Here is a 24,131-nt window from a genome sequence, read left to right on the forward strand (position 1 = left end):
GTGAGAGAGGGTGGCGGGAAACCGGGCGGAAGGTGAGAGAGGGTGGCGGGAAACCGGGCGGAAGGTGAGAGAGGGTGGCGGGAAACCGGGCGGAAGGTGAGAGAGGGTGCGGAGGGTGGGACAATGTAGCTGGTGCCGGGCAGGATGCCCCCACTACCCCAGTGCTAATACAGCGGGGCGCCGCGAGTTGCAGAGCGCCTGCGCGAACCACTACGAAACGGATGACCCATGCCCTCGCCTTCCGGCAGTACTTTGAGCAAGCCCGCACCGCGTTTTGCGTCCATCGGCTCCCCCTACTTCGGCATCATGCTCGCGGTCATGGCCGTGGTGCTGATCCTCTCCAACATCGGCGCTTCCAAAGGCGTGGTGCTCGGGCCCATCATCACTGACGGCGGTTTCTTTCTTTTCCCGCTGGCCTACATCCTGGGCGACGTCATGAGCGAGGTCTACGGTTTCAAGGTGGCCCGCAAAGCCATCATCACCTCGTTCGCCCTGAGTGTCTTCGCGTCGCTCTGCTACTGGGTGATCATCATCCTCCCCGGCTTCGATGACGACTACGGAACCGCCAAACAAGCAGCCATCGAGGGCGCGCTCGGGCCCGTCCCGCAAATCGTCCTGGCGTCCCTGCTGGCGTTCCTTGCAGGCCAGACCATCAACTCCTGGATCCTGGTCAAGATGAAGGAGCGCACGGGAGAAAAGACCCTGTGGGCCCGGCTCATGGGCTCCTCCGTGGTGGGCGAGTTCGTGGATACCCTGATCTTCTGCAGCATCGCGGCGTCGGTGATCGGCATTTCCGACGTCGGCTCGTTCATCAATTACGTCCTGGTGGGCTTCCTGTACAAGACGGCGGTCGAGTTCATCTTCGTGCCCATTACCGTGCTGGTGGTGGGCTGGATCAAGAAGCGTGAGCCGAGCTACGGCGCAATCGCGGCCTAGCCTTTCGCCGGGTTCGCCGGAAAGGTTCCGGTTCGCTGGAAGCTTCCCAACGCCGTCGAACGTTTCCCGCGAACCCGGCACCGGCACCAAGGAAAGCTAGGAGTAGTACCGCCCCAGCGTCTCGGCCTTGAACTCGAAGAAATCCCCGGATTCAATGGCCAAGCGGGCGTCGTCCACCATCTTCACCACGAAGCGCTCGTTGTGGATGGAGATCAGGGTTGCGGAGAGCATCTCCTTGGCCTTGAACAGGTGGTGGATGTACGCCCGTGAGTAGTTGGCGCAGGCGTAGCAGTCGCAGCCTTCCTGGAGTGGCCCGAAGTCCTTCTTGTACCGTGCACCGGACAGGTTGAACCGGCCGGACGGCGTGTAGAACGCGGAGTTCCGGGCCACGCGGGTGGGGGAGACACAGTCGAAGGTATCGGCCCCGTTCTCGATGGCGTTAAAGATGTCGTCCGGTTCGGAGATGCCCAGCAGGTGGCGGGGCTTGTCCTCGGGCAGTTCCTCGTTGCACCAGCGGACAATCGTCCCGAGGTTCTCCTTCTCCAACGCCCCACCGATGCCGTACCCATCGAAGGGCATCGCGCCAAGATCGCGGCATGCCTTGCGCCGCAGGTCCTCGTACTGGGCGCCCTGGATCACCCCGAACAGGGCTTGGTACGGCTTGCCTGCCCGGGACGCAGTCAACGAGAAATGCTCCTCCAAGCAGCGCAACGCCCAGAGCCGCGTCCGTTCCAGCGACTCTTCCTGGTAGGCGCGGGAGTTCTGCAGGGTAGTCAGCTCGTCGAAAGCGAACATGATGTCCGCCCCGATCTGGTGCTGGACCTGCATGGAGATTTCGGGGGAGAAACGGTGCTTGTCGCCGTTGAGGTGGGACTTGAACCAGACCCCGTCGTCATCGATGTGCGCCAGCCGTTCCTTCCCCGGGGCGACGGCGTCGTCGGGCCCGGACGTGTCGACGTTCTTCATGTCGATCACCTTCTTGAACCCGGAGCCCAAGCTCATTACCTGGAACCCACCGGAGTCCGTGAAGGTCGGGCCGGACCAGTTCATGAAGGCGCCGAGCCCACCTGCGGCGTCGAGGATTTCGGGCCCGGGCTGGAGGTAGAGGTGGTAGGCGTTGGCCAGCACAGCTTGTGCACCAAGTTCGGCGACGGACTCCGGGAGCACGGCTTTGACGGTGGCTTTGGTCCCGACGGCGATGAACGCCGGCGTCTGGATGGTTCCGTGCGGCGTGGTGATGGTTCCGGTGCGGCCCAGGAACCCGCCCCCGTTCGCCTCCACAAGCGAGGACGACGGCGGGCACGTTTCCGTCAGGCGCCGGCCCACCTCGAAGGAAAATCCGGCCGTGGCCACGGAGGGCGCGGTGGTTGAATCAGGCGAAGGCAAAGAAGCGGAAGCTGGCACGCTACCAAGTGTGCCAGCTTTACCGAAGGTCACCCTGCCGGAGGTCCGATGGGCGCCGTCTCAGGAGCTGTAGTTCGCTTCCTTCCACTTGTCCCAGGAGGCACGGATGTCGTTGAACGTGTGGGCCCCGAGCTCGTAGGTCGAGGCAATCACTATCGCGCCGCCGTCGGGCCTTTTGTCCGGAATCGGCAACTGTTCTGCGACGATCAGCAGCCCGTCGCCGTGCGCGGCGTAGCTGTGCACGGTCAGGCCGACCTGGTGCCGGCTCTTGAACCAGACCTTGCCGGAGATCTTCTCGCCGGTTTTCAGGGTGAGCGAATATTCCTCGCCTACGGGCGGAAGGTCGCCAAGCCCCAGCTTTTCTATGGCTGAGCCGTCACCTGAGACGGACAGGAAGTGCGTCCGGCGCTTACCGTGCGGATGCCGCTCCAAGGCAAACCGAAGCTGGTGGAGGAAGGTAAGCCATCCCTGCGTGATGTCTTCATCCCACTCCGCCCACTCCGAATTGTGGTCCAGCGCGGCCCTGGTCACCTTGACTTCGGTGCCGCCGGACACGGGATGCAGCTCAAAGATGTCGCCGCCGTTGACGGTAAGGCTGGTGTGGTCAGGTCCTTCCACTACATCGGTGTTGAAGTAGATCTGTTTGATTTCGTCGGCGAGGTCATCGGCTTCCCAACCATGCCATTGGGCCACGAGCGACGGTTCACGCAGCATTGTCCAAACCTGCTGCGCGTCGGCATTAATCACAACGCTCAGATTGTTCGTCATGGCCCAGAATCTACCGCCGTTCGGGCACATAAAACAGGGCTTGATCTTCCCGTGCCGGGCGGTCCGGCGGCCCTAAGCGCGGACCGACTCGAGTTCGTTGGCGATCCGGCGTGTCAGTTCGTCTCCGGCGAGGGTTTTGGAGCCGCCGTGCGCGCGGAGGAACAGCAGCGCTTCGAGCCGCAGGAACCGCCATTCACGTTCGGCTTCGCGGTTGCCGTTGTCGATCGCGCGGAAGATCTCCTTGTCGTAAAGGTTGGGTTCGTTGAGGGCGCGCTGCCTGACCCTGGCATTGATACGGGCCTTGAACGGGTCCTCTTCCTGCGATTCGGGAGCCCGCAGGAGTTTTTCGTACACAGCCGCCCGGTCCGTTTGTCCGGATTCGCGGCAGATGAAGCTGGACAGCGCCAGGGCGCGTTCAATCGACGCCCAGCGGTCAAGGTTCCCGTCGAAGGGCAGGACGTTCAGGAGATCGGCCACTTCAAGCGCCTTGTCCGGATCCCGCAACACCACGCACAGGTCGAAGGCCAGGTCGCTGAGATCCCGGAGGCAGCTTCCCGACTTGGTGTTGATGCCTTTGGCCAGCCGGTCGGCCAGTACCTGAACACCGTTCTTGCCCTTGTGTCCGGCTGCGGCGCCCACCACCACTGACTCCGGAGTACCGTGCGGCTCGGGGATGAGGGCCAGTTCTTCCGGACCCGGACCGGTGGCCACTGGCGGCGTTTCCGGGCGTGGAGGTACGACGACGGCCGGAGCGGCGGGTGCCTCATGGTCCGTTTCCGCCGGGGTGCTGAGCGAGGGGTCTTCGGTGGGGCCGCCTTCGGCCCCGCCGCCGGAGGCGGCACCGGCGCTGTCGCCGGAGTCGCCGGCACTGGTGCCGGTGCTGTCGCCGGAACCGGACCCGACGCCGCTGCCCGGGACTCCGCTGCCAACCGGCACACTGGAGCCCGCAGCGATCCGCACCGAACCGCCGTCGAACGTTGTGACCAGCAGCAGCGCAGCGACACCGTAGTCATCGTGCTGGGTCTCGACGCTGCGGATTTCCTGGGCAGGACCGTCGCCCGGCGGGTACACAAAGTCTCCCGGTTGCAGGTCCCCAGCCTGCTTCTCGCGGTACTGCTCTGAGGCTGGGCTGTGAGTCATCGGAAGTCCTTTGGTTCTCTTGCGGTCCGCCGTCCAGTCTACAAAGTCCGGCCGCGGCAGGCGCCGGGACCCGCCCTAGACGACGATGCCCGAGTAGGCCAAGGCCTGCCGCACGAGGTTGCCGCGGCCGCCTTCGAATTCCTGCTGAACGTCTTCGCTGAGGACTTCCTGCGGAGTCATCCAGGTCAGTTCCAGTGCGTCCTGGCGGGGCTCGCATTCACCTGTGACCGGGATGATGAACACCAGCGAGACCGCGTGCTGGCGGTCATCGGTGAAGCCGGTCTGGGACGGGGCCGGGAAGTATTCGGCCACCGTGAACGGGACCGGGCTGATGGGCAGCTGGGGGAAAGCCAGGGGACCGAGGTCCTTTTCCATGTGCCGCAGGAGTGCTGCCCGGATGGTTTCGCGGTAGAGGACGCGGCCGGAGACGAGGTAGCGGACCATGTTGCCGTCGGCGTCGCCCTGCAGCAGGGAGCCGACTTCATTGACGTACCCGAGGGGATCCAGGCGGACGGGAACAGCCTCCACGTAGACCATGGGAAGGCGCCCTCGCGCCTCGAAAAGGTCCTCGTCGGAAAGCCAGCCGGGATATGGGTCGGGTGTACGTACGCTCATGGTTAAGTTCTACCGCATCCCCGGCCGAAGTCTGTTGGTGCCACAGCGGGGTTACGGGTGGCGGAGTTACAGGGCCAGGACCGTGTGGAGCGGTTCGCCGGCCGCGATCCTGGCCAGGATCGCGGGTTCGGCCGCATCCGAGGCAAGGGCTTGACCCATGACGTTCCGGGCTGCGTGCGGCTCCAGGATGATCAAGCCGTTGTCATCCCCGAGGACCAAATCGCCGGGGTTCACTGCAATGCCGCCGCAGTGAACCGGCACATTGACGGCGGAGCCAGTACTGTACGCGCGCTTGGTGGTGAGGCAGGTGGTACCACGCGCGAAGACGGGCAGCCCGGCCTGCCGCAGTTCCAGCAGGTCCGTTGCCATGCCGTCGATCAGGACGGCGGCTGCGCCTTGGGCGATCGCCGTGGCTGCAGTGACGGCACCAACTGGCGCATGGCGGTGGTCGCCGAGCATGTCCACCACCAGGACGTCGCCGGGGTGCAGCGCCAGGAGGGCGCGGTTCATGGCTATCGCGTCATGGTCGGCGATCCGCACCGTGACAGCGGGCCCGGCGACCTTGACGTTGGGCAGGAGGGATTGAATGGCCGGGTCAACAAAGCCATCTTCCAGGAAGTGGCCGATCGTGGGGTAGCTGACCCTTGTCAGATCCTCAAGGAGCGCCCGGATCACTGCGCGGCCCCTGTGGTTCCGGTCGAGGCGGTTCCGGCCAGGACGGCAACGCACTCGATCTCCAGCGACACGCCCCACAGACTGACGCACACGGTGGTTCGCGCCGGTTTGGCCGCGCCGAAGTACTCGACGTACACGCGGTTGTAGTCCTCCAATTGCTCCTCGCTGGTCAGGTACGTGTTGACCTTGACCACGTGCTGCAAGCTGGACCCGGCCGCCTCCAGGACTCCGGCCAGGTTGTCGATGGTTTGGCGGACCTGGCCTTCAAAAGTCCCGGGTTGATCGTTAAGTCCGGTGATGGCGGGGATCTGGCCGGAGGTGAACACGAAACCGTTGGCAATGACCGCTGGCGGGAAAGGGCCGACGGCGGGCGCCTGGCCGGGGATGCCGGCCAGGCGCACGATGGGGGTTGCGTTCACTTCGCTGCCGCTTCAGCCGGTGCAACATCGACGGCGTCGATGTTGCCGTGGCGCGTTTCGGTCAGGACAAACAGGGCCACAAGGGACAGGATGGCTGCCGCCATGATGTACCAGGCGATCGAGGAGCTCTGGCCGGTCAGTCCCAGCAGCCACGTGGTGATGAACGGGGTGGCGGCGCTGCCCAGCAGGCCGGACAGCATGTAAGCCACGGAAAGGCCGGAGTAGCGGACCTTGGACCCGAAGAGCTCTGCCAGGAAGGTGGCGATGGGGCCGTAGTTGGCAGCGAAGGCCGTCATCATGGCGAGGTAGGCGACGAACAGGAGCGCCACGGACTTGGTGTCCATGAGCCAGAACATCGGGAAAGCGAGGACGGCTTCAGCGGCAACGCCTGCGTAGATGATGGGCTTGCGGCCGTGCTTGTCGGAGAGCTTGCCGAAGAACGGGATCAGGACGAAGCAGAGCGCGCAGGCGGCCAGGACAACCCAGAGCATGAGGCTTTCCGAGTGACCCAGTTCTTTCTTGCCGTAGGCGACGCCGGACGCCACTAGGAGCGTGAAGGTGCTGCCTGTGGAAAGGGTGGCGACGCCGCCCAGGACAACCTGCTTCCAGTACTTGGCCATGAGCGAGGCGAACGGCATCTTTGCCTTGGCGCCGGCGGTCTTGACGGCCTGGAAGGATGGGGTCTCCTCAATGTTCAAGCGGATGTAGATGCCCACGGCCACCAGCAGCACGGAGGCCAGGAACGGGATGCGCCAGCCCCAGGAGTGCAGGGCGTCGGTGCTCATGCTGGAAGCCACGATGAGGAACGCGACGTTGGCAATGAGGGTGCCGGCCGGGACGCCAACCTGGACCAACGAGCCAAAGAAGCCACGGCGGTTGGCGGGGGCGTGCTCCACAGTCATGAGCACGGCGCCGCCCCATTCGCCGCCAAGGGCCAAGCCCTGGATGACACGGAGCAGGAGGAGCAGGAGTGGCGCCATGATGCCGATGCTCTGGTAGTCGGGCAGCAGGCCGATCGCGAACGTGGCTGCGCCCATGGTCAGCAGCGAGACGAGCAACATGGATTTGCGGCCCAGGCGGTCGCCGAAGTGCCCGAAAATTATGGCGCCGACCATGCGGGCGATGTACGCCGAGGCAAAGGTTCCGAAGGCGAGCATGGTGCCCACGATGGGATCGAAGCTGGGGAAGAAGATCTTGTTGAAGACGAGTGCGGACGCCGTTCCGAACACGAAAAGGTCGTACCACTCGACGGTGGTGCCAATAACGCTGGCGAGGGCAATTTTGCGCATTTTCGTCAGGTCGAGCCTGGCTGTGGATGCGGAATCGGTATCTACCGTTTGGGCCATCAGAATCTCCGGATGGGGTGCGGGGACGAGTGTCCGTTGCAAGGTAGCTACAACTATTCTGTGTTGCCGATCACAGCTTCAATGGCATAAATCCCAGCAAAAGGCGATACGGAATGTGAAAACACACATCGCCCGTGCCCTTGCCCGTGACCCGAACTAGGCCCAGGCAACCACCAGGCGCGCTGCCTGCACGGGAACGGCCAGGTCGATCCCGGTCAGTTCCTGGAAGCGGTTGAGCCGGTTGAGGATGGTGTTGCGGTGGCAGAACAACTGCTCCGAGGTCAGAGTGACATTGCCGGTGGTCAGGTAGTTTCGCACAGTTTCCAGAAGACGGTCGCGCTCGCCGCCCTTGCACTCGGCGAGGGCTTCCTCCAGTTCCGCGGCGAGGTCCAGCCCTGCGTCCTGGAGGTTTTGCCGGGCCAATCTGGCCCAGGCTGCATCGGCCGAGAGCGGACCGGCGTCGCGGGGACGGAGCAAAGCGGCGAGCGTTTCGGCTGTCCGGGCCGCCGCGGGCAAGGCGCGCAGTCCGAGGACGTCTGATACGTAGCCGCAGGGGACTGTCGAGAGCGCGGCTGGAAGGGTGTTGTTGGATGCGGCGCCGCGGGTTCGGACCGACGGAAGCGGCCAGAAGACGTAGGTGTTGCCGCCGGATTCGTGAAGGAACAGCCGGGGCCGTGCCGTGCCGGCGTGGGTGACGGCGGACCGCAGCTGCGCTCCGGGCTCACCACTGGCCGCCACCAGGGCGAAGCGTGAGTCCGGATTGAGGCCCAGCGCTGAGGCAACTTGGGCCGAAGTCTCCAGTGACGGCGTGCTCTGGTTGAAGAGTCTGGCGATGAACTCGCGCTGGATGCTGGACTCTTCCTGGGCCATGCGAACCCGTTCGGTGAGGTAGCTGGTGTGGGTCCGGGTGGCGAATTCGTCAACTACCTTCCAAACCTGGTCCACCCTGGAAGCGAGCAGCATGGCGTCCTCGGGCTTCGCGATTTCCAGCAACTCGGCCCACAGGATGCTGAAGTCCAGCCGAACAGCGGAGGTCAGCGATTCCGGAGGAATGCCGGCCCGTGCGCGCTTGGACCCCAGGTCGGAAGCGAAGTCCAGCAGTCCGTCCTGGCTGGTGGGATCCCCGCCCTTGAGTCCACGGATCAGGCGCCGGAAGGTTTCGCGTGCCGTCTCGGTGATCTCCTGGACGGTAACTTGGCTTTCGCCGTACTCGGGGATTTCCCGGACACGGGTGGTGAACGCGCGCGCCAGCCCGTCCAGGCGGCCTTCCAGCTGTTCCACCAGCGCACTCCAGCGAACGTTGTGCCCCGAGGTCTCGACATTGTGCATTCACACATCCTAACGCCCTGTTTGCGTGATGTATCGCTAGTTATTTTGGGAAAAACTACTGGCACTATGGAATAAGTCACTGTGGAGTGAACCCCCTCACAAGCTATCCACACCATCGTCCCGGATCCCAATATCCGGTCCGTTCGCACTTTTGGAGCATCAATGGCAAGCACCGTCAGCGGAGCCACGGGCGTCAGCCCCTCGGCAGATCGCGTCATCGACGAAAGCGTCACCAAGAAGGTGGCTTTGGCCGCCCTGGTTGGCACGGCGCTGGAATGGTACGACTTCTTCCTTTTCACCACGGCTGCTGCGTTGGTGTTCAACGCCCAGTTCTTCGTCTCGCAGGATCCGTTCGTCGCCGCCATGGGTTCCTTCGCCACTTTGGCTGTGGGCTTCGTTGCCCGCCCCATAGGTGGCTTCATCTTCGGTGCCTTGGGAGACAAGGTGGGCCGCAAGAAGATCCTGATGGTCACCATCGTCGGGATCGGCATTGTCACCGGCATGATCGGCCTCCTGCCCAACTACATGAGCATCGGCATGGCCGCTCCGGTTCTCCTGGTACTCCTGCGCATCATCCAAGGCCTTGCCGTGGGCGGTGAGTGGAGCGGCGCGGTGATTATCGCCGTCGAGAATGCTCCCGTGGCAAAGCGTGCGCGCTATGCCGCGCTCCCGCAGGTCGGTTCCCCAATCGGCACCATCCTGTCCTCCGGCGGCTTCTTCGGCATGCTCTACCTGGTGGGGCAGACCAACTTTGACGCCTGGGGCTGGCGTATCCCGTTCATCGCCGCCATCCCCCTGCTGGCCGTCTCCCTGTGGATCCGCAGCAAGCTCAGTGAATCACCCGAGTTCGAGGCCCTCATGGAATCCGGCGAAACCGAGCACGCCCCCATCCGCGGAGTGCTGAAGAACAGCTGGCGCCAAATCCTGGTGGGCATGTGCTCGGCCCTCCTGGGTATCGGCGGCTTCTACCTCATCACCAGCTTTGTGGTGTTCTACGGCACCAAGGTCCTCAAGCTGCCCTCTGAGCTCCTGCTGCTCGGCAGCCTCCTGGCCGCTGCCCTGGAGATCGGCGCCCTCATCTGGGCCGGCCGTTTGGGCGAGAAATTCGGTGCCAGCAAGGTCATCCTCTGGGGTGGCGTGGCCTCGGCTGCCATTGCGGTTCCCGTCTTCCTGGCCATCGACAGCCGCAACCCGTTCCTTGTGGTCATCGGCATGATGATCGGCGTGGCCGTCCTCTCCATTCCGTACGCGGTGTCCGGCACGGCACTGACTGCCCTCTTCGCCACCAAGGTGCGCTACACCGGCGTCGCCATCACGTCCAACACCGCGGGCGTCATCTCCGGTTTCGTTCCGCTGATCGCCACCGCGCTGGTCGCGGCCACTGGCAACTCCTACTGGCCCGGCGCCATCATCCTGCTCGTGGTCTCGGCGCTGACTGCGTTGTCCGGCCTGTTCCTCCCGGGCCTCTCCATCAAGGAAGAAGGAATGAAGCATTGAGCACCACCACCGCCGGCCACCTCATTGTCGGCCAACTGGAACGGGCCGGCGTCAAGCGCGTCTACACCGTTCCTGGCGAAAGTTTCCTTGATGTCCTCGACGGCCTGCACGGTTCGCCCATCACCAACGTGGTGGCACGCCAGGAAGGCGGCGCCGGCTTCATGGCCCTCGCGGAGGGCCGTTTGACCGAGCTTCCCGGAGTGGCCATGGTGACCCGTGGACCGGGTGCCGCCAACGCCTTCATCGCCGTCCACACCGCGCACCAGGACGCCACTCCGCTGATCCTGTTCGTCGGCTTGATTCCGGTGGCCGACCGTGGCCGCGAGTCGTTCCAGGAATTCGACATCAATGCCTGGTTCGGCAGCACCGCCAAGAAGGTGGTGACCCTCGACGACGCCGCTTCCGCTGCCCGTGTGGTGGACGATGCTATCTTCACCGCTCTCAGCGGCCGCCCCGGTCCCGTGGTTATCGGCCTCCCGGAGGATGTGCTGGTGCACGTGGTGGAAGACGCCACTGTGGAACCCCGCACCGTTTCCCGACCCGCCCCAGCGGCCACGGACCTTGCCATCTTGAAGCAGAAGCTGGACAAGGCACGCAAGCCCCTGATGGTCGTCGGCGGCGAAGGCTGGACGCAGGAGTCCGGTGGGCAGTTGGCCGCTTGGGCCAGCCGCCACAACGTTCCGGTGATGGCGGACTTCCGCGCGTACGACGCCGTTCCGCACCGCAGTGACGCCTACGCCGGCTTCCTGGGGTACGGACGCAGCGACGCCAATGCCCAGCGGTTGGACGACGCGGACCTCCTGGTCTTCGTGGGCTGCGTCCGCGGCGATGTCCTCTCCGATGGCTACAAGCGCGGGCTCGACGCCGAAACCGTGGTGGTGAACGCGGATGCCAACCTGTTGGGGCACTTCGGCCGCGTGGACCAACACATCGTTGCCGACGTCACCGCATTTGCCACAGCGCTGCCAAGTGATGCGGGCAGCGACCGTGAGGATGGCTGGTTCGCCACCGCCCGCGCCGACCACCTCGCCTTCTCCACACCCCGGCCCGACGGCGGCATCGGCGTTGACTTGGGCGTCGCCATGGAAGTCCTCAAGAAAGAGATGGACGACGACGCCGTCCTCACTTTCGGTGCGGGGAACCACGCCCTGTGGCCCGCACGGTACCTGAAGCACAACTCCGCTAATTCCCTTGCAGCACCGCGCAACGGAGCCATGGGCATGGGCATTCCGGCGGCAGTTGCAGCCTCCCTCGCGTTCCCGGGCCGCCAAGTCATCTCCGTTGCCGGCGACGGGTGCTTCATGATGAACGGCCAGGAAATCGCAACGGCCATGGGCTACGGAGCGCAGTTCATTGTGTTGGTGGTGGACAACGGCATCTTCGCCACCATCCGCGAGCACCAGGAAGCGCACTACCCGGACCGCCCGTCCGGAACCCACATGACCAACCCGGACTTCGCTGCGCTGGCCCGTTCCTACGGCGGCTACGGGGAGCGGGTGGAACGCACCGAAGACTTCGCAGGCGCGTTCCGCCGTGCCGCAGAATCGGGCTTGCCCGCGTTGCTGCATCTCCCGCAGGACCCCTCAACACGTTCGCCTAAGACGTCCAACTAAAGAGTCAGGACCCCACGTGATCCAGCTTCAGAACATCATCAATGGCGAGTCCGTGTCCGCGGCGGATACTTTGCCATTTTTCGACCCCACCACCGGTGAACAGATCGGCACCGCCCCGGACAGCGACGCCGCCACGGTCGATTCCGCCTTCCAGGCTGCTGCCGCGGCGTTCAAGAGCTACAAGCGCACGACGCCGGGCACGCGGCAGTCGCTGCTGTTGCAGCTCGCGGACCTCATCGAAGCCAACGTTGACCGCCTGCTCGAGGCCGAGGTGGCCTGCACGGGGAAGCCGGCAGCCCTCACCAGGGAGCTGGAAATCCTGCGTGGCGCCGACCAGTTGCGTTTCTTTGCCGGGGCCTGCCGCGTTGTTTCGGGCACGGCCCAGACGGAGTACGTCGAGGGATTCTCCTCCACCATCCGTCGTGAGCCGATTGGCGTGGTGGCACAGATTACGCCGTGGAACTACCCGTTCATGATGGCCATCTGGAAGATCGGTCCCGCGTTGGCCGCAGGAAATACCTTGGTCCTCAAGCCAGCGGACACCACCCCGTGGTCCACCGTGATCCTGGCCGAGCTGGCTCAACAGGTCTACCCGGTTGGCGTGGTCAACGTGGTGTGCGGCGGCCGTGAAGCCGGCGCTGCGATGGTGAACCACGACATCCCGGAAATGGTGTCCATCACGGGCTCCACCCGGGCCGGGGCGCAGGTCATGTCCGCGGCCTCCAAGACGCTCAAGGACGTCCACCTGGAGCTCGGCGGCAAGGCGCCCGCCGTGGTGTTTGCCGACGTCGATATCCAACGGGCCGCCCGGGAAATCGCACTGGCAGCCTTCTTCAACGCCGGCCAGGACTGCACAGCCGTTACCCGCGTGCTGGTCCAGGAAGAGATCCACACGGAGTTTGCTGCGGCTTTGGCCGATGCTGCCTTGGCGCTGAAGGTCGGAACGGACCTCGGCCCGCTCAACAGTGCTGCCCAGCTGGAACGCGTGGAGGGCTTTATGTCCCGGCTCCCTGCCAACGCGCAGGTCCTGGCCGGCGGCAAGCGCACCGGTACCGGGTACTTCTTTGAACCCACGGTGATCGACGGCGTTTTCCAGACCGACGAGGTGGTGAGCGAGGAGATCTTTGGCCCCGTGCTCACGGTCCAGCCTTTCACCACCGAAGAGGAAGCGCTTGAACTGGCCAATGGCACCAAGTATGCCCTGGCCTCCAGCGTGTGGTCCGAGAATCACGGGGTGGTGACGCGCGTTTCCACAGAACTCGACTTCGGCGCTGTATGGATCAACTGCCACCAGGTCATCCCTGCCGAAGCTCCACACGGCGGTTTCAAACACTCGGGCACGGGCAAGGACCTCTCCGTTTATGGCCTCGAGGATTACACCCGCATCAAGTCCGTCACCACGTCGCACCGCTAGAACGCGCCATGAAACTCGATCTTCTCCTGCGCAACGCAGACATCATCACCATGGATCCCGACCGCCCATCGGCCAGCTCGCTGGGCATCTGGAAGGGCCGAATAGTTGGCCTGGACGAGGAGCTTTCCGGGCTCGACGCCGCTGACGTACTGGACCTCGGCGGCGCGACGGTAACCCCCGGGTTCATCGACGCGCACTGCCACACCACCTGGTTCGGGCTGGGCCTGGCGGAGCTGGATGTGTCCGGGGCACGCGGTTTGGAAGATCTTTATGGTCTTCTCCGCGGCGCTGTTGCCGACGCGGGTGACGAAGGCGATGGCTGGCTCTTCGCCACCGGCTTCAGCCAGACCCAGCACGGCGGTTCCTTCCCGGATATCGCCGAGCTGGACCGCATCACAGGGGAACGGCCGCTGTTCATGCGCCACAACTCCGGGCATATGGCCGTGGTCAACACCGCCGCACTGCGGCTGGCAGGTGCCGAATCGCCGTCGTTCCCCGATCCCGACGGCGGAGCGATAGTCCGCGACGCAGCGGGACGTCCCACGGGACTCGTCCAGGAGACGGCCCAGGAATTGATCCAGCAGCTGATCCTGCCGTACTCGCTGGAAGACATAGAGGCCGCCTTGGAGCGGGCAACCCTCTACTACGCCTCCGAAGGGATCACGAGTTTCACCGAGGCCGGGGTGGGCGGCGGGTGGATCGGGCACAGCCCGGCCGAACTCGCCGCGTACCAGCGGGCTGCTGCCACCGGCCGCCTGCACGCACGGGCGCAGGTCATGCCGGTGCTGGATGTGCTGCACGGCCTGGATGGGCATAGCGCCGACAGCGCCGGGGTGGCTCCTGCTGGATTGGACCTTGGGGTCTTCAGCGGATTCGGGGATGAGTACTTGTCCCTCGGGCCAGCCAAGGTCTTCCTTGATGGATCATTGTTGGGCGAGACCGCGGCTGTGACCCATGAGTTCTGCAGCCACGGCCAGAAGGACAACCGCGGCAACGTCGGTTACTTCCAAGCGGACCCGGCCCAGTTGCGGGAACGCATCGAGGCAGCGTACGCCGCGGGGTGGTCCATCGCGGCGCATGCCATTGGGGACAGGGCCATCGATTTAGCGCTGGACATCATCGCCGAATGTCAAGCCACCTACGGTCCGCGACGCGTGCCCAACAGGATCGAGCACGCGTCCATGACCCGGCCCGAGCAGCTCTCCAGGCTTGCGGAAGCCGGGATCGCCGTCACTCCGCAGGCGAGCTTCTTCCGCGACGGCGGCGATGGCATGACGGCTTCCCTTGGTCCCGAGCGCCTTTCCTGGGCCTATCGGGCGGCCAGCTTCCTCGATGCCGGGGTTGTCCTGGCAGGCAGTTCCGACCGGCCCGTGGCCGACGGGAACGTCCTGCGCGGGATGCAGGCGTTCGTGGACCGGAAGACAGCTTCAGGCGCGGTGTTCGGCAATCCGGACGAGCGGCTCACCGCGCTGCAGGCGTTGGCCGCCTACACCAGCGGAGCGGCCTCAGCCACGGGCACGCTGGCGGACAAGGGGTCGCTCACGCAGGGCAAGCTCGCGGACTTCACCGTCCTCTCCGCCTCTCCCTTGGATGCGCCGGACATCAGCCAACTGCGTGTCCTGGCCACCGCCGTCGGAGGCCACTTCACGTACCAAACGACAGACCTCCACGCTGCGCCGGCGGCCCTCGTTCCTGCCGGCCAATCCCACAAGAGCAATTAGGGGAGACCATGATAAACACCACCAGCTTCACGGCCCAGGACAACGCCTTCGTCCAGGATTTCCGCACCATGAGCGCCTTCGGGGCCACGGACAACGGCGGCGTGGACCGCCAGGCCGCCACGATCCCCGACGGCGAACAACGCCGCTGGCTCACCGGTCTCCTTGAGGAACACGGCTTTTCGGTCAGGTTCGACCGCGCCGGCAACCAGTGGGGCCTCTACGAAGCCGTTCCCGGTGCTCCGTTCGTCGTGGTCGGCTCGCACATGGACTCCCAGCCGACCGCGGGACGTTACGACGGCGCTTACGGCGTCCTCGCTGCCGCCCACGCCGCGTTCCGCCTGGTTGAGCGCTGGGCAGCCGGCGCCGAGGCACCCAAGTTCAACCTCGCCGTCGTCAATTGGTTCAACGAAGAAGGCAGCCGCTTCAAGCCGTCCATGATGGGCTCGTCCGTCTATACGGGGAAGCTGGACTTGGAAGAGGCGCTTAACACCAAGGATGCCGACGGTGTTTCCGTACGTGAGGCGCTGGACGCCATTGGCTGCCGAGGTGACTTTGAAGGGCCGGAAGCTGCTTTCTGCGCCGAGATCCACATTGAGCAGGGCCGCAGCATGGAGCGCGAAGGCGTCACCATTGGCTTGGTCCACTCGAACTGGGCGGCCAACAAGTACGAATTCGTGGTGCACGGCGAGCAGGCCCACACCGGCTCGACCGTCATCGCCGACCGCAAGGATGCCCTCCTCGGGGCGTCCATGCTGGTGGTCGCGGCCCGCGAACTCGCTGATAAGTTCCCGGGTGTCCTGCACACTTCGGTGGGCCAGCTCAACGTCTACCCGAACTCGCCGGTTGTGGTGCCGTCCCGCGTGAACTTGCTGCTGGACCTGCGCAGCGCCGACGAGGCGGTGCTGGCCGAAGCGGATGCCCTGCTGCACTCGCGCATCAGGGAGATCGAGCGACTGGCCAACGTTTCCGTGGAGCAGCACCATTCGCACTCCTGGGCTGTCACGCCGTACCAGCCCGAGGGAGTGGAGCTCGCCGCCAAGGTGGCCGCAGACCTTGGCTTGAGCAACAAGGAAGTCATGACCCTGGCCGGGCACGACTCCACCAACATGAAGGACCTTGTTCCCACGGTGATGCTGTTCGTGCCCAGCGTCGACGGAATTTCACATAACGAGCACGAATACACCACGGATGAGGACATCGTGGCCGGGCTCGCCATGCTCACCGAGGTGGTCAGCCGGCTGTGCAACGGAGCTTTGGCGGACTGAAGCAATGACTTTTTATTGCCCCGTCAGCCCGGGTTTCCGCTCCACGACGATCGAAGCCGGTGCCGAGCCACCCACGGCATCCGGGTTGGCGACATAGAGCACTCCGTCGCCCATCCTCGCGTCGATTCCCGCATCGGTGAGCCGGTCAAGCAGCGGTTCCAGCCCGCCGTCGTACTCAAAAGCCAGTTCCCCGGATCCGGCGGTTGCTCCGTGAACAACCCGCAGGATGCCGCCGTTCTTGGTGGTGAAGGTCACTGAGTCGTCATCTGCGGTCCGTGGCCGCGCGCCAATATTGCGCAGTTCCTGCGCGGAATCGTCGACGGCGGGACTCACCCAGGTGGCTACTACCGTGATGGCGGGGTCGGCTTTGTCCGACGTGGCCCATGTACCGTCCTCGGCGCGCTTGGCCGGATCAGCCAGGAAGGAGAAGCCGTCGCGCGCAGTGACTTGCACGGTTTCTCCGTGCGCGGCTTCCGTCATATCGGCGATGGTCCCGTCTTCCCGGGTACGTCGGGCGAACTCGGCCAGCACTCCGACCTCCACGCCAAACCGGGTGGTTCCGTCCTGTGGCTCCGGCTGCTGGTGCGCCACGCGGTGCAGCGCAAGGCGGCCGGAGCCGGCGTCGAACTCCCACCAGTCACGGTCCGCAACGGTGTTCGCCAGGCCCAGTGCCGTCAACAACTGGGTCCACTTCTCCGGCCGGGACGTGAAATGGATGGGGCGTGCTCGCAGCATGGGTCCTCCTGGGTGGTTCCGAGGCGTGCTTGCGCACAAGCCTATGCCGTGGGGGCCGATTCACAGCAGAATGGGGCCATGCCTGTTGAGCTTGAAGAATTGACGGTCAAGGACGCTGCGGAGTGGCGGCAATGGTTGTCCAACAATGCTGCGGTCAGCCCCGGGGTTTGGCTTGTCCTCCACAAGAAGGGCGGCAACGTCACGGAGCTGGACTACGCCGCTGCCCTGGATGAGGCCCTGTGCTTTGGGTGGATCGATGGCCAGACGAAAAGCCGCGACGCCCAGTGCTACGTGCAGCGCATGACGCCGCGAGGCCCCCGCAGCATGTGGTCGCTGCGGAACGTCGGCCACGTAGCCCGGCTGGAGGAGGCTGGAAAGATGACTGAGGCGGGGCGCGCCGTCGTGGAGGCTGCCAAAGCCGACGGCCGCTGGGAAGCCGCTTACGCCGGGCCTGCCGATTCCGTGGTTCCCGACGACCTCGCCGCCGCTATCGCCGCCGTGCCCGAGGCGCAGGCCATGTTCGATGTCCTGACATCCCAGAACCGCTTCGCCCTCATCCTCCGCACCAACGCGGTGAAGGGTGCCGACACCCGCGCACGCAAGATCGCCGGCTTTGTGGAGATGCTGGCCAGGCATGAGGCACCGTACCCCCAGCGCAAAAAACCCAACTAAGTCGCATTAGTGCGCGTTTTGAGCCCTCAAAACGCGCACAGCTGCTACTTAGTTGGGATCGGCGCGTTACTTGGGATCGTCGCGGCCGCCTCAAGGATCATCCACGCCTGGAGTTGGGTGGAAAGTTCGACGGCGGCACCTGCCGGATACGTCTCAGCCGCCGGCCGTAGGGGATCGTAGGAGAAAACATGCCGCGGACGGGATGCCGGTCCGTGGCCGGCGTCGGTGCGGCCGGACCACAGCGCGTCCGCAGTAGCTGCCACGAGGTTGCGGGCGGTAGCGCGGGTGTCCTCCGGCAGGCGTTCGTCGCGTGCGGCAAGGGCCAGGTACCGGACGAGGATGCCGGTGAAAAGACCGCCGTCGCCGGTACCGTCACCCCGGATGATGCCGGTCCCTGGCACAGTCAGCTCGCGGGCGGTTGCGCTTATGAGCCGGGCAGCGCGTTCCAGGTTGCCTGTTCCGCCCAGCTCGAGCAGGGCACCAAGGACCGGTCCCTGGTTGTAGGTGTATACGGCTTCCTCAAGGAATGCCTGGCCGTCGCGGATACGCAGCCCGTCCATGTAGAGGCCGCGTTCTGCATGCAGCAGCCTGGTGTTCAGCCATTCCACCAGGGCCTGGCTTTTGGCCACGTTCCCGGTCCTGGCGTAGTAGAGGGCCACCGGGGCCGTTGCCGGGGTGTTCTTGAAGTCCCGTGCGGTGCTCCAGAACGTGCCACCGCCAAGCTCGTCCGTGGACGCCGAGTCAAACTGCGCGGTGAGGGACTTCCGCACGTACGCGTTGCGCCTGCGGCCGGGCTTTTTCGCCTCCCTTGCGAGCGACTCCAGGCGTAGGGTCGCGAGCGCCAGCCAGGCCATGTCGTCGTAGTAGTGATTGATGAAGCGGAAAAGGTTGCGGATCCGGATGGTGGTGACCAGCCGGGAAGCCAGCCTTCCTGCGCTGGGGCGGGAGCCGCCGTCGAACTTCACACCCGAGGCCAGTTCCCTGCGGCCTGCATCCACCAGGCAGTCAACATAGTGCGCCTGCCACCAGTAATGCCAGGGAGCTGCCAGGCTGCGGAGGCTACCGGCGGAGGGGAGCGTGACGGTGCCGAGGTGGGTTCCGGGGATGAACAACAGCCGCCTGCCGAAAGCCCGGGTAACTGAGCGGGCGGCCTGGTTGGCGCGGTCGGCGGCGTCCGTCGCCGGCAGGTTCGATGCTGGCAGGTTCGATGCCGCGAGCTGGTCTGCAGGGTTCTGGTCGGCAGGCATGGGACCAGCCTATCGGGACGTTCAGGGTGCGCTGGATCACAATTCCAGTTAACATGCATTAACGAATTTGAGCCGGCATCGAGGAGGATGGATGGACATCAGGGGGACGGTGGCGCTTGTCACCGGTGGCGCGTCGGGTTTGGGAGCGGCAACCGTCGAACGGCTCCACCATGCGGGCGCATCGGTGGTGATCGTGGACCTGCCGCAATCAGCAGGGGAATCCTATGCCGCCCAACTCAATGAAGCTGGTGGGGATCACGGAGCCAAGGCTGTCTTCGCTCCGGCAGATGTGACCAACGAAGCCAAGGTCCAGGCGGCCGTCGATGCCGCAATGGCCCTTGGGCCGCTCCGCATCGCGGTCAACTGTGCCGGCGTGGCCACCCCCGGCAAAGTCCTGGGGCGCGACGGCGTACTGCCCTTGGAAACGTTCAACAAAGTCATCCAGATCAACCTGGTGGGAACCTTCAATGTGGTCAGATTGGCTGCCGCAGCCATGGCCGGGACGGAACCCGTTGCCACAGAACTGGGCGGCCCGGAGCGTGGAGTCATCATCAACACGGCATCCGTGGCTGCCTTCGAAGGGCAGATCGGCCAGCCAGCGTATGCAGCATCCAAAGGCGCAGTGGCGGCCATGACCTTGCCCTTGGCCCGTGAATTCGCCCGTTCACTGATCCGTGTGGTGACCATCGCGCCGGGCATCTTCGAGACGCCTATGATGGCGGGTCTGCCCCAGGCGGCCCAGGATTCGCTCGGCCAGCAGGTACCCCACCCCGCCCGGTTGGGCAGGGCCGCGGAATACGCAAACCTCGCCGCGCATATCGTGGAAAACGCCATGCTCAACGGCGAGACCATCCGCCTGGACGGGGCCATCAGGATGGGGCTCAAATGATGGGTGACTACACTGCGAGTCCGCTCCCGGCACCCGCGTCAGGGCCGCCGTCGAACGTCACCGAAGCAGCCGTCAACGGGTTGCCAACCGCCGACTTCTTCGATTTCGAGTCGCTCCTGAGCGTGCAGGAGCAGCGGAAACTCAACGAACTGCGGGCATTCCTGGCCACCGAAATCGCCCCGTACGCCGGTGAGTGGTGGGAGAAGGCCGAATTCCCCGCACACATCCTCCCAAAGCTCGCCGCGTTACGCCTCAGCGCTCCGGCCCAACGCGGCTATACGCACCTGTTCGCGGGACTCGTCATCGCGGAATTGACGCGGGTGGACACATCGATCGCAACGTTCTTCATGGTCCACCACGATCTCTTTGTCGAGTCCCTTTACGACTTCGGCAGCGACGCGCAGCAGGACAAATACCTCGACGACGCTTCCAACCTTCGGACCACTGGCGCGTTCGCACTCACTGAACCGGCCCATGGGTCCGATGTCGCCGGAGGCATGCAAACCACCGCCCGCAGGGTGGACAGGGACGACGTCGACGGCGGCACGTACTGGGTGATCAACGGCGCCAAACGCTGGATCGGCAACGGGACGTTCTGTGACTACATGCTGGTCTGGGCCAAAGATGAGGCCGACGGATCGGTCCGGGGCTTCATTGTGGACGCTTCTTTGCCTGGAATCACCAGGACACGCATCGAAAACAAGATCGCGCTCCGAACTGTACAGAATGCCGACATCCTGTTTGAGGACGTGCATGTGGCCGAGTCCGACAGGTTTGCCGGCATCGGCAGCTTTGTCGACACCAACCACCTCTTGCGCGGCTCCAGGATCATGGTGGCCTGGCAGGCCGTTGGCCAGCAGTTGGCTGCCTTTGACGTGGCGCGGCAATACGCTGTGGAGCGCCTGCAATTCGGCAAACCACTGGCCCGGTTCCAGCTCATCCAACAGCACTTGGTGGAGATGCTGGGCAACGCCGTGGCCAGCATGGGAATGATGGTGAGGATCGCCCAACTCCAAGAGGACACCTACACAGATGCACAGGGCGTCCGCCACGGTGGCGCGGACATGGCGCAAGTGGCACTGGCCAAGGCGTACTGCTCTGCCCGGATGCGGGAAACGGTGGCACGTGGCCGGTCCATCCTGGGCGGGAACGGAATTGTCACGGACTACAGGATGGCCAAGATCTTCGCCGATGCCGAAGCCATCTTCACCTACGAGGGATCATATGAAATCAATTCGTTGATCGTTGGACGGGCAGTGACCGGGGTGTCCGCGATCGTCTAGCCGGTCAGTCCAGGTCTTCCTCCGGGAGCTTCTCGCCGGCCTCCACTTTTACATCGACCGAGTTGCCACGCACGGGCATGGGGCAGGTCCCATAAGGAGTAAAAGCGCTGGGATAGTTGATGGCACGGTTGAAGTCGATCACCACTGAACCGTCAGGGCGTGGCCGGGGAATGAACACCTTCCGCCATTCGTCCGTGGTGTCGCCGTTGGTTTCATCATGGAACGTGACATTCAGGGCGCCCAGCTTTTCCGCCTCGGCGTGCAGCCGGATCTCATGGTCCACACCGGGAATACGGAACACAATCTCGCCCACGGAGCGGTGAACGCCGTCCACCAGCGGGTTTGCCGTTCCGATCGGGACGTCCACGGGCTCGGGATAGGCCTCGTACCGGCCTTCGATGACCCAGGCTGGGTTGTACTCAAACGTGGGCACACCATGGAACCCGGTGAAGACGGGCGAGCCGGCATCCCTGGTCCTGATTGCGTACCTGTTGGCACGCATCGCGAGTTCGACCACCACTTGGTTGCCTGCCGGTCCGCCGTACTGAACCCACATAAGCGATTCTTCGTCCTGCAACACCGCCGTCACGGTGCCTTCCACCGGATGCCCGCCGTCAATCAAGGTCAACCCGTCCGCCGCGGTGGCAGTCAGGCGTGCCGTGTCACCTTCAACAGACCAGAGCCCCGGAACGAGTTCCAGTTCGCTGGGCTCCTTCTCCAGCCATTGGAAGGATGTCAATGTCAGCCAGCCGTGGTCCGCAGCCAGGGCAGCGTTCCTCCCTGTACGGAACCGTTCCCACCGGGCACGTTGGGCGTCAATGGACGTGGCTGGGGCGTTCATGGTTCTCCTCCGCTGGTTGGCCGCACGGGTGGCGCGGCCCGCAATCACCTCAACCCCGGGTGGAGGGCCGGCATTCCCGAGCATAACCACAGGATGCGGCAGTCTGGCGCATCCTGTGGTCGTCCTGCTGGAAGCGGCTCGCGCTGGCCCCCAATACATGCCAGCGCGAGCCGGGTCTCATGGCCCCGGGTGGATTAGTGCCTGCGCGCCCGGCGTGCACCCAGGAAGGCCAGCACCGATCCCACAGCCAGCAGGGCGGCAGCCGCGAAGATGAACGCCGCGCTGTGGGCGCCGGTCGTGGCCAGCGGTTCCGGTGTGCCCGAAGCCGGTGGGGCGTCGGAGGGCACGATGCCGATGCCCGGGGAGGTGGTACTGGGGCTTGGCTCCGCGGTGGGCGTTGCGCTCGGCGTCACGCTGGCGGAGGGGGTTGCCGTGGGCGTTGCGCTCGGCGTGGGGGTCGCGGTCGCCGTAGGGGTGGGCGTTGCGCTCGGCGTCACGCTGGCGGAGGGGGTGGGTGTTGCGCTCGGCGTCACGCTGGCGGAGGGGGTGGGTGTTGCGCTCGGAGTTGGGGTCGAGGTGGCGCTGGGTGTGGGAGACGGCGTCGCCGTGCCATTGCCCGTCCCACCGGCGCTGGTCCTTTTGGTCTCCGCACCCACAGTGGTTTCTTCGCCGGAAATGACCACGGTTCCATTGTTCTGGTAGACATCCAGAGCCGGGTCCGTGACCTTGGTGACCACGAACAACTCAACCCGTTCCCCTTCCGGCAAGCCCGTCCAGGAGGCGGTCAAGCGCTCGGGGCTGCAATCGATGACTGCCGGGTAAAGCTCGTTGTCCAGCGGTTCAACGAGGTTGCCGTCGTCGTTAACGGATCGTCCAACCCGGGGTGTCACAGCACTGCAATCAATCTCCATGCCCTCGGCAGGAACGTCAGTGACCACTACGTCATTGCTGTCGGAAGCCATGGGTGGCATGTAGAAGATGGACTCGAGCTGCGTCTGTGCAGAATCAGCCCACCACATGGCCTTCCCGGCGGAGGTTGGCGGAGTGGGTTCGCAATCGGAGGTGCACTCGCCGGCATCGGGAAGCGGAACCCGAACAACACCGGAGCCCACGGTGAAGACCAGTTCGTCCACGCTGCCGTTGCCCGGATCCAGAGCATACTGTGTGGTGAAGTTACAGGTGCCGCCAACGTTCAGCGGGTGGGACGCCACAAAGTCGGTGAGCGTGAACACCACCCGGCCTTCATCGTCGGCCACCGCAGTGGCGACAGTCTCGCCGTCGTCGTTCTTCAGGTCGAAGGAAGCGGTACCGAACCATCGCAGTTCGGAAGGAAGCTGAAGGCTGAAAGTGTCTCCAGGTTGGGAATGGTCGGGTACGGACCACTCACAGGTCAGGTCGACCTGGTCCCATTGTGAGTTGACAACTGACTCCGTGTGAAGCGAAACGCTGGCTTCCGGTATGTCCGCGGCGGAGGCCGGGAGGGCCGACCAACTCAGTCCGATAAGGGTCATGGCCGCAGCCAGGATGGCGGCCACCAGCGAAGTGGTGGTGAGATGGATCTGCTTAATCATGTACGGGATGGTCCTTTGGCCGATTGGAATTGTTCGTCAAGGACTGAGTGATTGCAGCACTGTTTTCGTGACGCCCCCGTGGTGGTTCAACACGTGTCGGGTGGGCCTTCCTGCAGTGCGGTCAGGGACACCGACATCGAGAGCGGATAGAACTTCAGCCTCGCGGGGCTTAGCGTTTCCAGGGCCAGGGCCTCTACGGACTTCCTGCAGTCGATGAGGCGCAGGAGGCTTACGTCGTTAACGGGAAACAGGACATGGATCGCGGAGCTCTGATACATCGCCATGGCACCGGTTCCCTTCAGCGTCCGCTGGACGGTATCGCCCACCAAGGCCAGGAGAGTCCACCGGTGGCTGCGACCCTCCCGGGGAGGCGGCAAAGAGATGACTGCCAGGGCATGCCCGCCGGAAGCGTCGGGCACTTCCGCTGAAAGTTCGTGGATCCGGCGCTGGAAGTGGGCGCGTGTGGCCAGTCCTGTATAGACATCGGTGCACGAGATGGGCGGGGCAGTTTCCGCCACTTCCGCCCATCCCTCTGCCAGTGACTGGAGAGCGTCGATATCCACCCGCTGTTCCGCGGCCTCGAAGAGTGCCCGGAAGTCGCTGATGGTTTCGGTGATGCTCACCCCGTTCCTTGCGCGGGCCGCGCCGAGTGACTTGGCCGTGGGAGCGGGAACCGTGGAACGGGTGGCAAGGGATGTCACCACCGTCCGGACCTCAGGGAGAAACCAGTCCGCTCTGAACCGCCAACCCC

22 protein-coding genes are annotated in these 24,131 nt (G+C 64.6%); 9 read left to right on the plus strand and 13 right to left on the minus strand.

Annotation, left to right across the window (positions count from 1 at the left end):
- Positions 1-228: 228 nt before the first annotated feature.
- Positions 229-936 carry a queuosine precursor transporter gene (locus tag ACSVIE_RS17165; protein WP_426005921.1) on the plus strand — a complete coding sequence of 236 codons (708 nt, stop codon included), beginning with the start codon at positions 229-231 and terminating at the stop codon, positions 934-936.
- 96 nt (positions 937-1,032) lie between these two features.
- Here the strand turns inward: ACSVIE_RS17165 and tgt are convergent, their stop codons facing one another.
- The 8 genes from tgt to ACSVIE_RS17205 all read right to left on the minus strand — a co-directional run bounded on the left by tgt (position 1,033) and on the right by ACSVIE_RS17205 (position 8,632).
- Positions 1,033-2,340 carry a tRNA guanosine(34) transglycosylase Tgt gene (tgt, locus tag ACSVIE_RS17170; protein ID WP_442424633.1) on the minus strand — a complete coding sequence of 436 codons (1,308 nt, stop codon included), beginning with the start codon at positions 2,338-2,340 and terminating at the stop codon, positions 1,033-1,035.
- A gap of 60 nt (positions 2,341-2,400) precedes the next feature.
- Positions 2,401-3,108, minus strand: a complete 708-nt coding sequence (locus ACSVIE_RS17175) for an SRPBCC family protein (RefSeq protein ID WP_442424634.1) — start codon at positions 3,106-3,108, stop codon at positions 2,401-2,403.
- Between the two features lie 72 nt (positions 3,109-3,180).
- On the minus strand, positions 3,181-4,248 hold the full coding sequence (locus tag ACSVIE_RS17180; protein WP_442424635.1) for a DUF6707 family protein: 1,068 nt from the start codon (positions 4,246-4,248) through the stop codon (positions 3,181-3,183).
- Between the two features lie 75 nt (positions 4,249-4,323).
- The gene (locus ACSVIE_RS17185; protein ID WP_426005925.1) at positions 4,324-4,863 is read right to left on the minus strand and encodes an NUDIX hydrolase family protein; all 540 of its coding nucleotides are present in this window, start codon (positions 4,861-4,863) and stop codon (positions 4,324-4,326) included.
- Positions 4,864-4,929: 66 nt separating this feature from the next.
- Positions 4,930-5,538 carry an RraA family protein gene (locus ACSVIE_RS17190; protein ID WP_426005926.1) on the minus strand — a complete coding sequence of 203 codons (609 nt, stop codon included), beginning with the start codon at positions 5,536-5,538 and terminating at the stop codon, positions 4,930-4,932.
- Complete coding sequence (locus ACSVIE_RS17195; protein WP_426005928.1) at positions 5,535-5,957, minus strand: RidA family protein; 423 nt, start codon at positions 5,955-5,957, stop codon at positions 5,535-5,537. The genes ACSVIE_RS17190 and ACSVIE_RS17195 overlap by 4 nt, the downstream gene beginning before the upstream one ends.
- Positions 5,954-7,303: an MFS transporter gene (locus ACSVIE_RS17200; RefSeq protein WP_426005929.1), complete on the minus strand. Its 1,350-nt coding sequence runs from the start codon at positions 7,301-7,303 to the stop codon at positions 5,954-5,956. The genes ACSVIE_RS17195 and ACSVIE_RS17200 overlap by 4 nt, the downstream gene beginning before the upstream one ends.
- Before the next feature lie 156 nt (positions 7,304-7,459).
- A complete protein-coding gene (locus tag ACSVIE_RS17205) occupies positions 7,460-8,632 on the minus strand; it encodes a PucR family transcriptional regulator (protein ID WP_442424636.1) in 1,173 nt (390 codons plus the stop codon).
- Between the two features lie 162 nt (positions 8,633-8,794).
- On the opposite strand from ACSVIE_RS17205, the gene ACSVIE_RS17210 reads away from it, so the two are divergent.
- From ACSVIE_RS17210 to ACSVIE_RS17230, 5 genes are read left to right on the plus strand one after another with little or no spacing between them, the layout of a single operon-like run.
- Positions 8,795-10,129: an MFS transporter gene (locus tag ACSVIE_RS17210; protein WP_442424637.1), complete on the plus strand. Its 1,335-nt coding sequence runs from the start codon at positions 8,795-8,797 to the stop codon at positions 10,127-10,129.
- Positions 10,126-11,742 (plus strand): thiamine pyrophosphate-dependent enzyme, encoded by a 1,617-nt coding sequence (locus tag ACSVIE_RS17215; RefSeq protein ID WP_442424638.1) that lies wholly within the window; start codon positions 10,126-10,128, stop codon positions 11,740-11,742. The genes ACSVIE_RS17210 and ACSVIE_RS17215 overlap by 4 nt, the downstream gene beginning before the upstream one ends.
- Before the next feature lie 16 nt (positions 11,743-11,758).
- Positions 11,759-13,156, plus strand: coding sequence for an aldehyde dehydrogenase family protein (locus tag ACSVIE_RS17220; RefSeq protein WP_442424639.1), 1,398 nt, complete (start codon positions 11,759-11,761; stop codon positions 13,154-13,156).
- An 8-nt stretch (positions 13,157-13,164) separates the two neighbouring features.
- The gene (locus ACSVIE_RS17225) at positions 13,165-14,877 is read left to right on the plus strand and encodes an amidohydrolase (RefSeq protein ID WP_442424640.1); all 1,713 of its coding nucleotides are present in this window, start codon (positions 13,165-13,167) and stop codon (positions 14,875-14,877) included.
- Positions 14,878-14,885: 8 nt separating this feature from the next.
- A complete protein-coding gene (locus ACSVIE_RS17230) occupies positions 14,886-16,142 on the plus strand; it encodes a M20 family metallo-hydrolase (protein WP_442424641.1) in 1,257 nt (418 codons plus the stop codon).
- Positions 16,143-16,154: 12 nt separating this feature from the next.
- On the opposite strand, the gene ACSVIE_RS17235 is transcribed toward ACSVIE_RS17230, so the two are convergent.
- Complete coding sequence (locus tag ACSVIE_RS17235; protein ID WP_442424642.1) at positions 16,155-16,877, minus strand: hypothetical protein; 723 nt, start codon at positions 16,875-16,877, stop codon at positions 16,155-16,157.
- Between the two features lie 78 nt (positions 16,878-16,955).
- Here ACSVIE_RS17235 and ACSVIE_RS17240 point away from each other — a divergent pair, with 78 nt between their 5' ends.
- Positions 16,956-17,549, plus strand: coding sequence for a YdeI/OmpD-associated family protein (locus tag ACSVIE_RS17240; RefSeq protein ID WP_442424643.1), 594 nt, complete (start codon positions 16,956-16,958; stop codon positions 17,547-17,549).
- 44 nt (positions 17,550-17,593) lie between these two features.
- On the opposite strand, the gene ACSVIE_RS17245 is transcribed toward ACSVIE_RS17240, so the two are convergent.
- Positions 17,594-18,796, minus strand: a complete 1,203-nt coding sequence (locus ACSVIE_RS17245; RefSeq protein ID WP_442424644.1) for a glycoside hydrolase family 76 protein — start codon at positions 18,794-18,796, stop codon at positions 17,594-17,596.
- Positions 18,797-18,887: 91 nt separating this feature from the next.
- On the opposite strand from ACSVIE_RS17245, the gene ACSVIE_RS17250 reads away from it, so the two are divergent.
- Both ACSVIE_RS17250 and ACSVIE_RS17255 read left to right on the plus strand, forming a co-directional pair.
- Positions 18,888-19,685 carry an SDR family NAD(P)-dependent oxidoreductase gene (locus ACSVIE_RS17250; protein ID WP_426005942.1) on the plus strand — a complete coding sequence of 266 codons (798 nt, stop codon included), beginning with the start codon at positions 18,888-18,890 and terminating at the stop codon, positions 19,683-19,685.
- Complete coding sequence (locus ACSVIE_RS17255; protein ID WP_442424645.1) at positions 19,685-20,968, plus strand: acyl-CoA dehydrogenase family protein; 1,284 nt, start codon at positions 19,685-19,687, stop codon at positions 20,966-20,968. Before ACSVIE_RS17250 ends, ACSVIE_RS17255 begins: the two co-directional genes overlap by 1 nt.
- Before the next feature lie 4 nt (positions 20,969-20,972).
- On the opposite strand, the gene ACSVIE_RS17260 is transcribed toward ACSVIE_RS17255, so the two are convergent.
- The 3 genes from ACSVIE_RS17260 to ACSVIE_RS17270 all read right to left on the minus strand — a co-directional run bounded on the left by ACSVIE_RS17260 (position 20,973) and on the right by ACSVIE_RS17270 (position 24,003).
- Complete coding sequence (locus tag ACSVIE_RS17260) at positions 20,973-21,809, minus strand: DUF1684 domain-containing protein (RefSeq protein ID WP_442424646.1); 837 nt, start codon at positions 21,807-21,809, stop codon at positions 20,973-20,975.
- 194 nt (positions 21,810-22,003) lie between these two features.
- Positions 22,004-23,380 (minus strand): Ig-like domain-containing protein, encoded by a 1,377-nt coding sequence (locus ACSVIE_RS17265; protein WP_442424647.1) that lies wholly within the window; start codon positions 23,378-23,380, stop codon positions 22,004-22,006.
- 86 nt (positions 23,381-23,466) lie between these two features.
- Complete coding sequence (locus tag ACSVIE_RS17270; RefSeq protein WP_442424648.1) at positions 23,467-24,003, minus strand: hypothetical protein; 537 nt, start codon at positions 24,001-24,003, stop codon at positions 23,467-23,469.
- Positions 24,004-24,131: the final 128 nt, after the last annotated feature.

It is taken from the genome of Paenarthrobacter sp. NCHU4564, from assembly GCF_052156435.1.
Taxonomy (GTDB): Bacteria; Actinomycetota; Actinomycetes; order Actinomycetales; family Micrococcaceae; genus Arthrobacter.

Coding starts and splice junctions, on each gene's coding strand:
- ACSVIE_RS17260 (WP_442424646.1), bottom strand. CDS start 21,809: ATGAACGCCCCAGCCACGTCCATTGACGCCCAACGTGCCCGGTGGGAA.
- ACSVIE_RS17245 (WP_442424644.1), bottom strand. CDS start 18,796: ATGCCTGCCGACCAGAACCCTGCAGACCAGCTCGCGGCATCGAACCTG.
- ACSVIE_RS17205 (WP_442424636.1), bottom strand. CDS start 8,632: ATGCACAATGTCGAGACCTCGGGGCACAACGTTCGCTGGAGTGCGCTG.
- ACSVIE_RS17265 (WP_442424647.1), bottom strand. CDS start 23,380: ATGATTAAGCAGATCCATCTCACCACCACTTCGCTGGTGGCCGCCATC.
- ACSVIE_RS17180 (WP_442424635.1), bottom strand. CDS start 4,248: ATGACTCACAGCCCAGCCTCAGAGCAGTACCGCGAGAAGCAGGCTGGG.
- ACSVIE_RS17175 (WP_442424634.1), bottom strand. CDS start 3,108: ATGACGAACAATCTGAGCGTTGTGATTAATGCCGACGCGCAGCAGGTT.
- ACSVIE_RS17250 (WP_426005942.1), top strand. CDS start 18,888: ATGGACATCAGGGGGACGGTGGCGCTTGTCACCGGTGGCGCGTCGGGT.
- ACSVIE_RS17210 (WP_442424637.1), top strand. CDS start 8,795: ATGGCAAGCACCGTCAGCGGAGCCACGGGCGTCAGCCCCTCGGCAGAT.
- ACSVIE_RS17240 (WP_442424643.1), top strand. CDS start 16,956: ATGCCTGTTGAGCTTGAAGAATTGACGGTCAAGGACGCTGCGGAGTGG.
- ACSVIE_RS17225 (WP_442424640.1), top strand. CDS start 13,165: ATGAAACTCGATCTTCTCCTGCGCAACGCAGACATCATCACCATGGAT.
- ACSVIE_RS17235 (WP_442424642.1), bottom strand. CDS start 16,877: ATGCTGCGAGCACGCCCCATCCATTTCACGTCCCGGCCGGAGAAGTGG.
- ACSVIE_RS17165 (WP_426005921.1), top strand. CDS start 229: ATGCCCTCGCCTTCCGGCAGTACTTTGAGCAAGCCCGCACCGCGTTTT.
- ACSVIE_RS17200 (WP_426005929.1), bottom strand. CDS start 7,303: ATGGCCCAAACGGTAGATACCGATTCCGCATCCACAGCCAGGCTCGAC.
- ACSVIE_RS17255 (WP_442424645.1), top strand. CDS start 19,685: ATGGGTGACTACACTGCGAGTCCGCTCCCGGCACCCGCGTCAGGGCCG.
- ACSVIE_RS17230 (WP_442424641.1), top strand. CDS start 14,886: ATGATAAACACCACCAGCTTCACGGCCCAGGACAACGCCTTCGTCCAG.
- ACSVIE_RS17185 (WP_426005925.1), bottom strand. CDS start 4,863: ATGAGCGTACGTACACCCGACCCATATCCCGGCTGGCTTTCCGACGAG.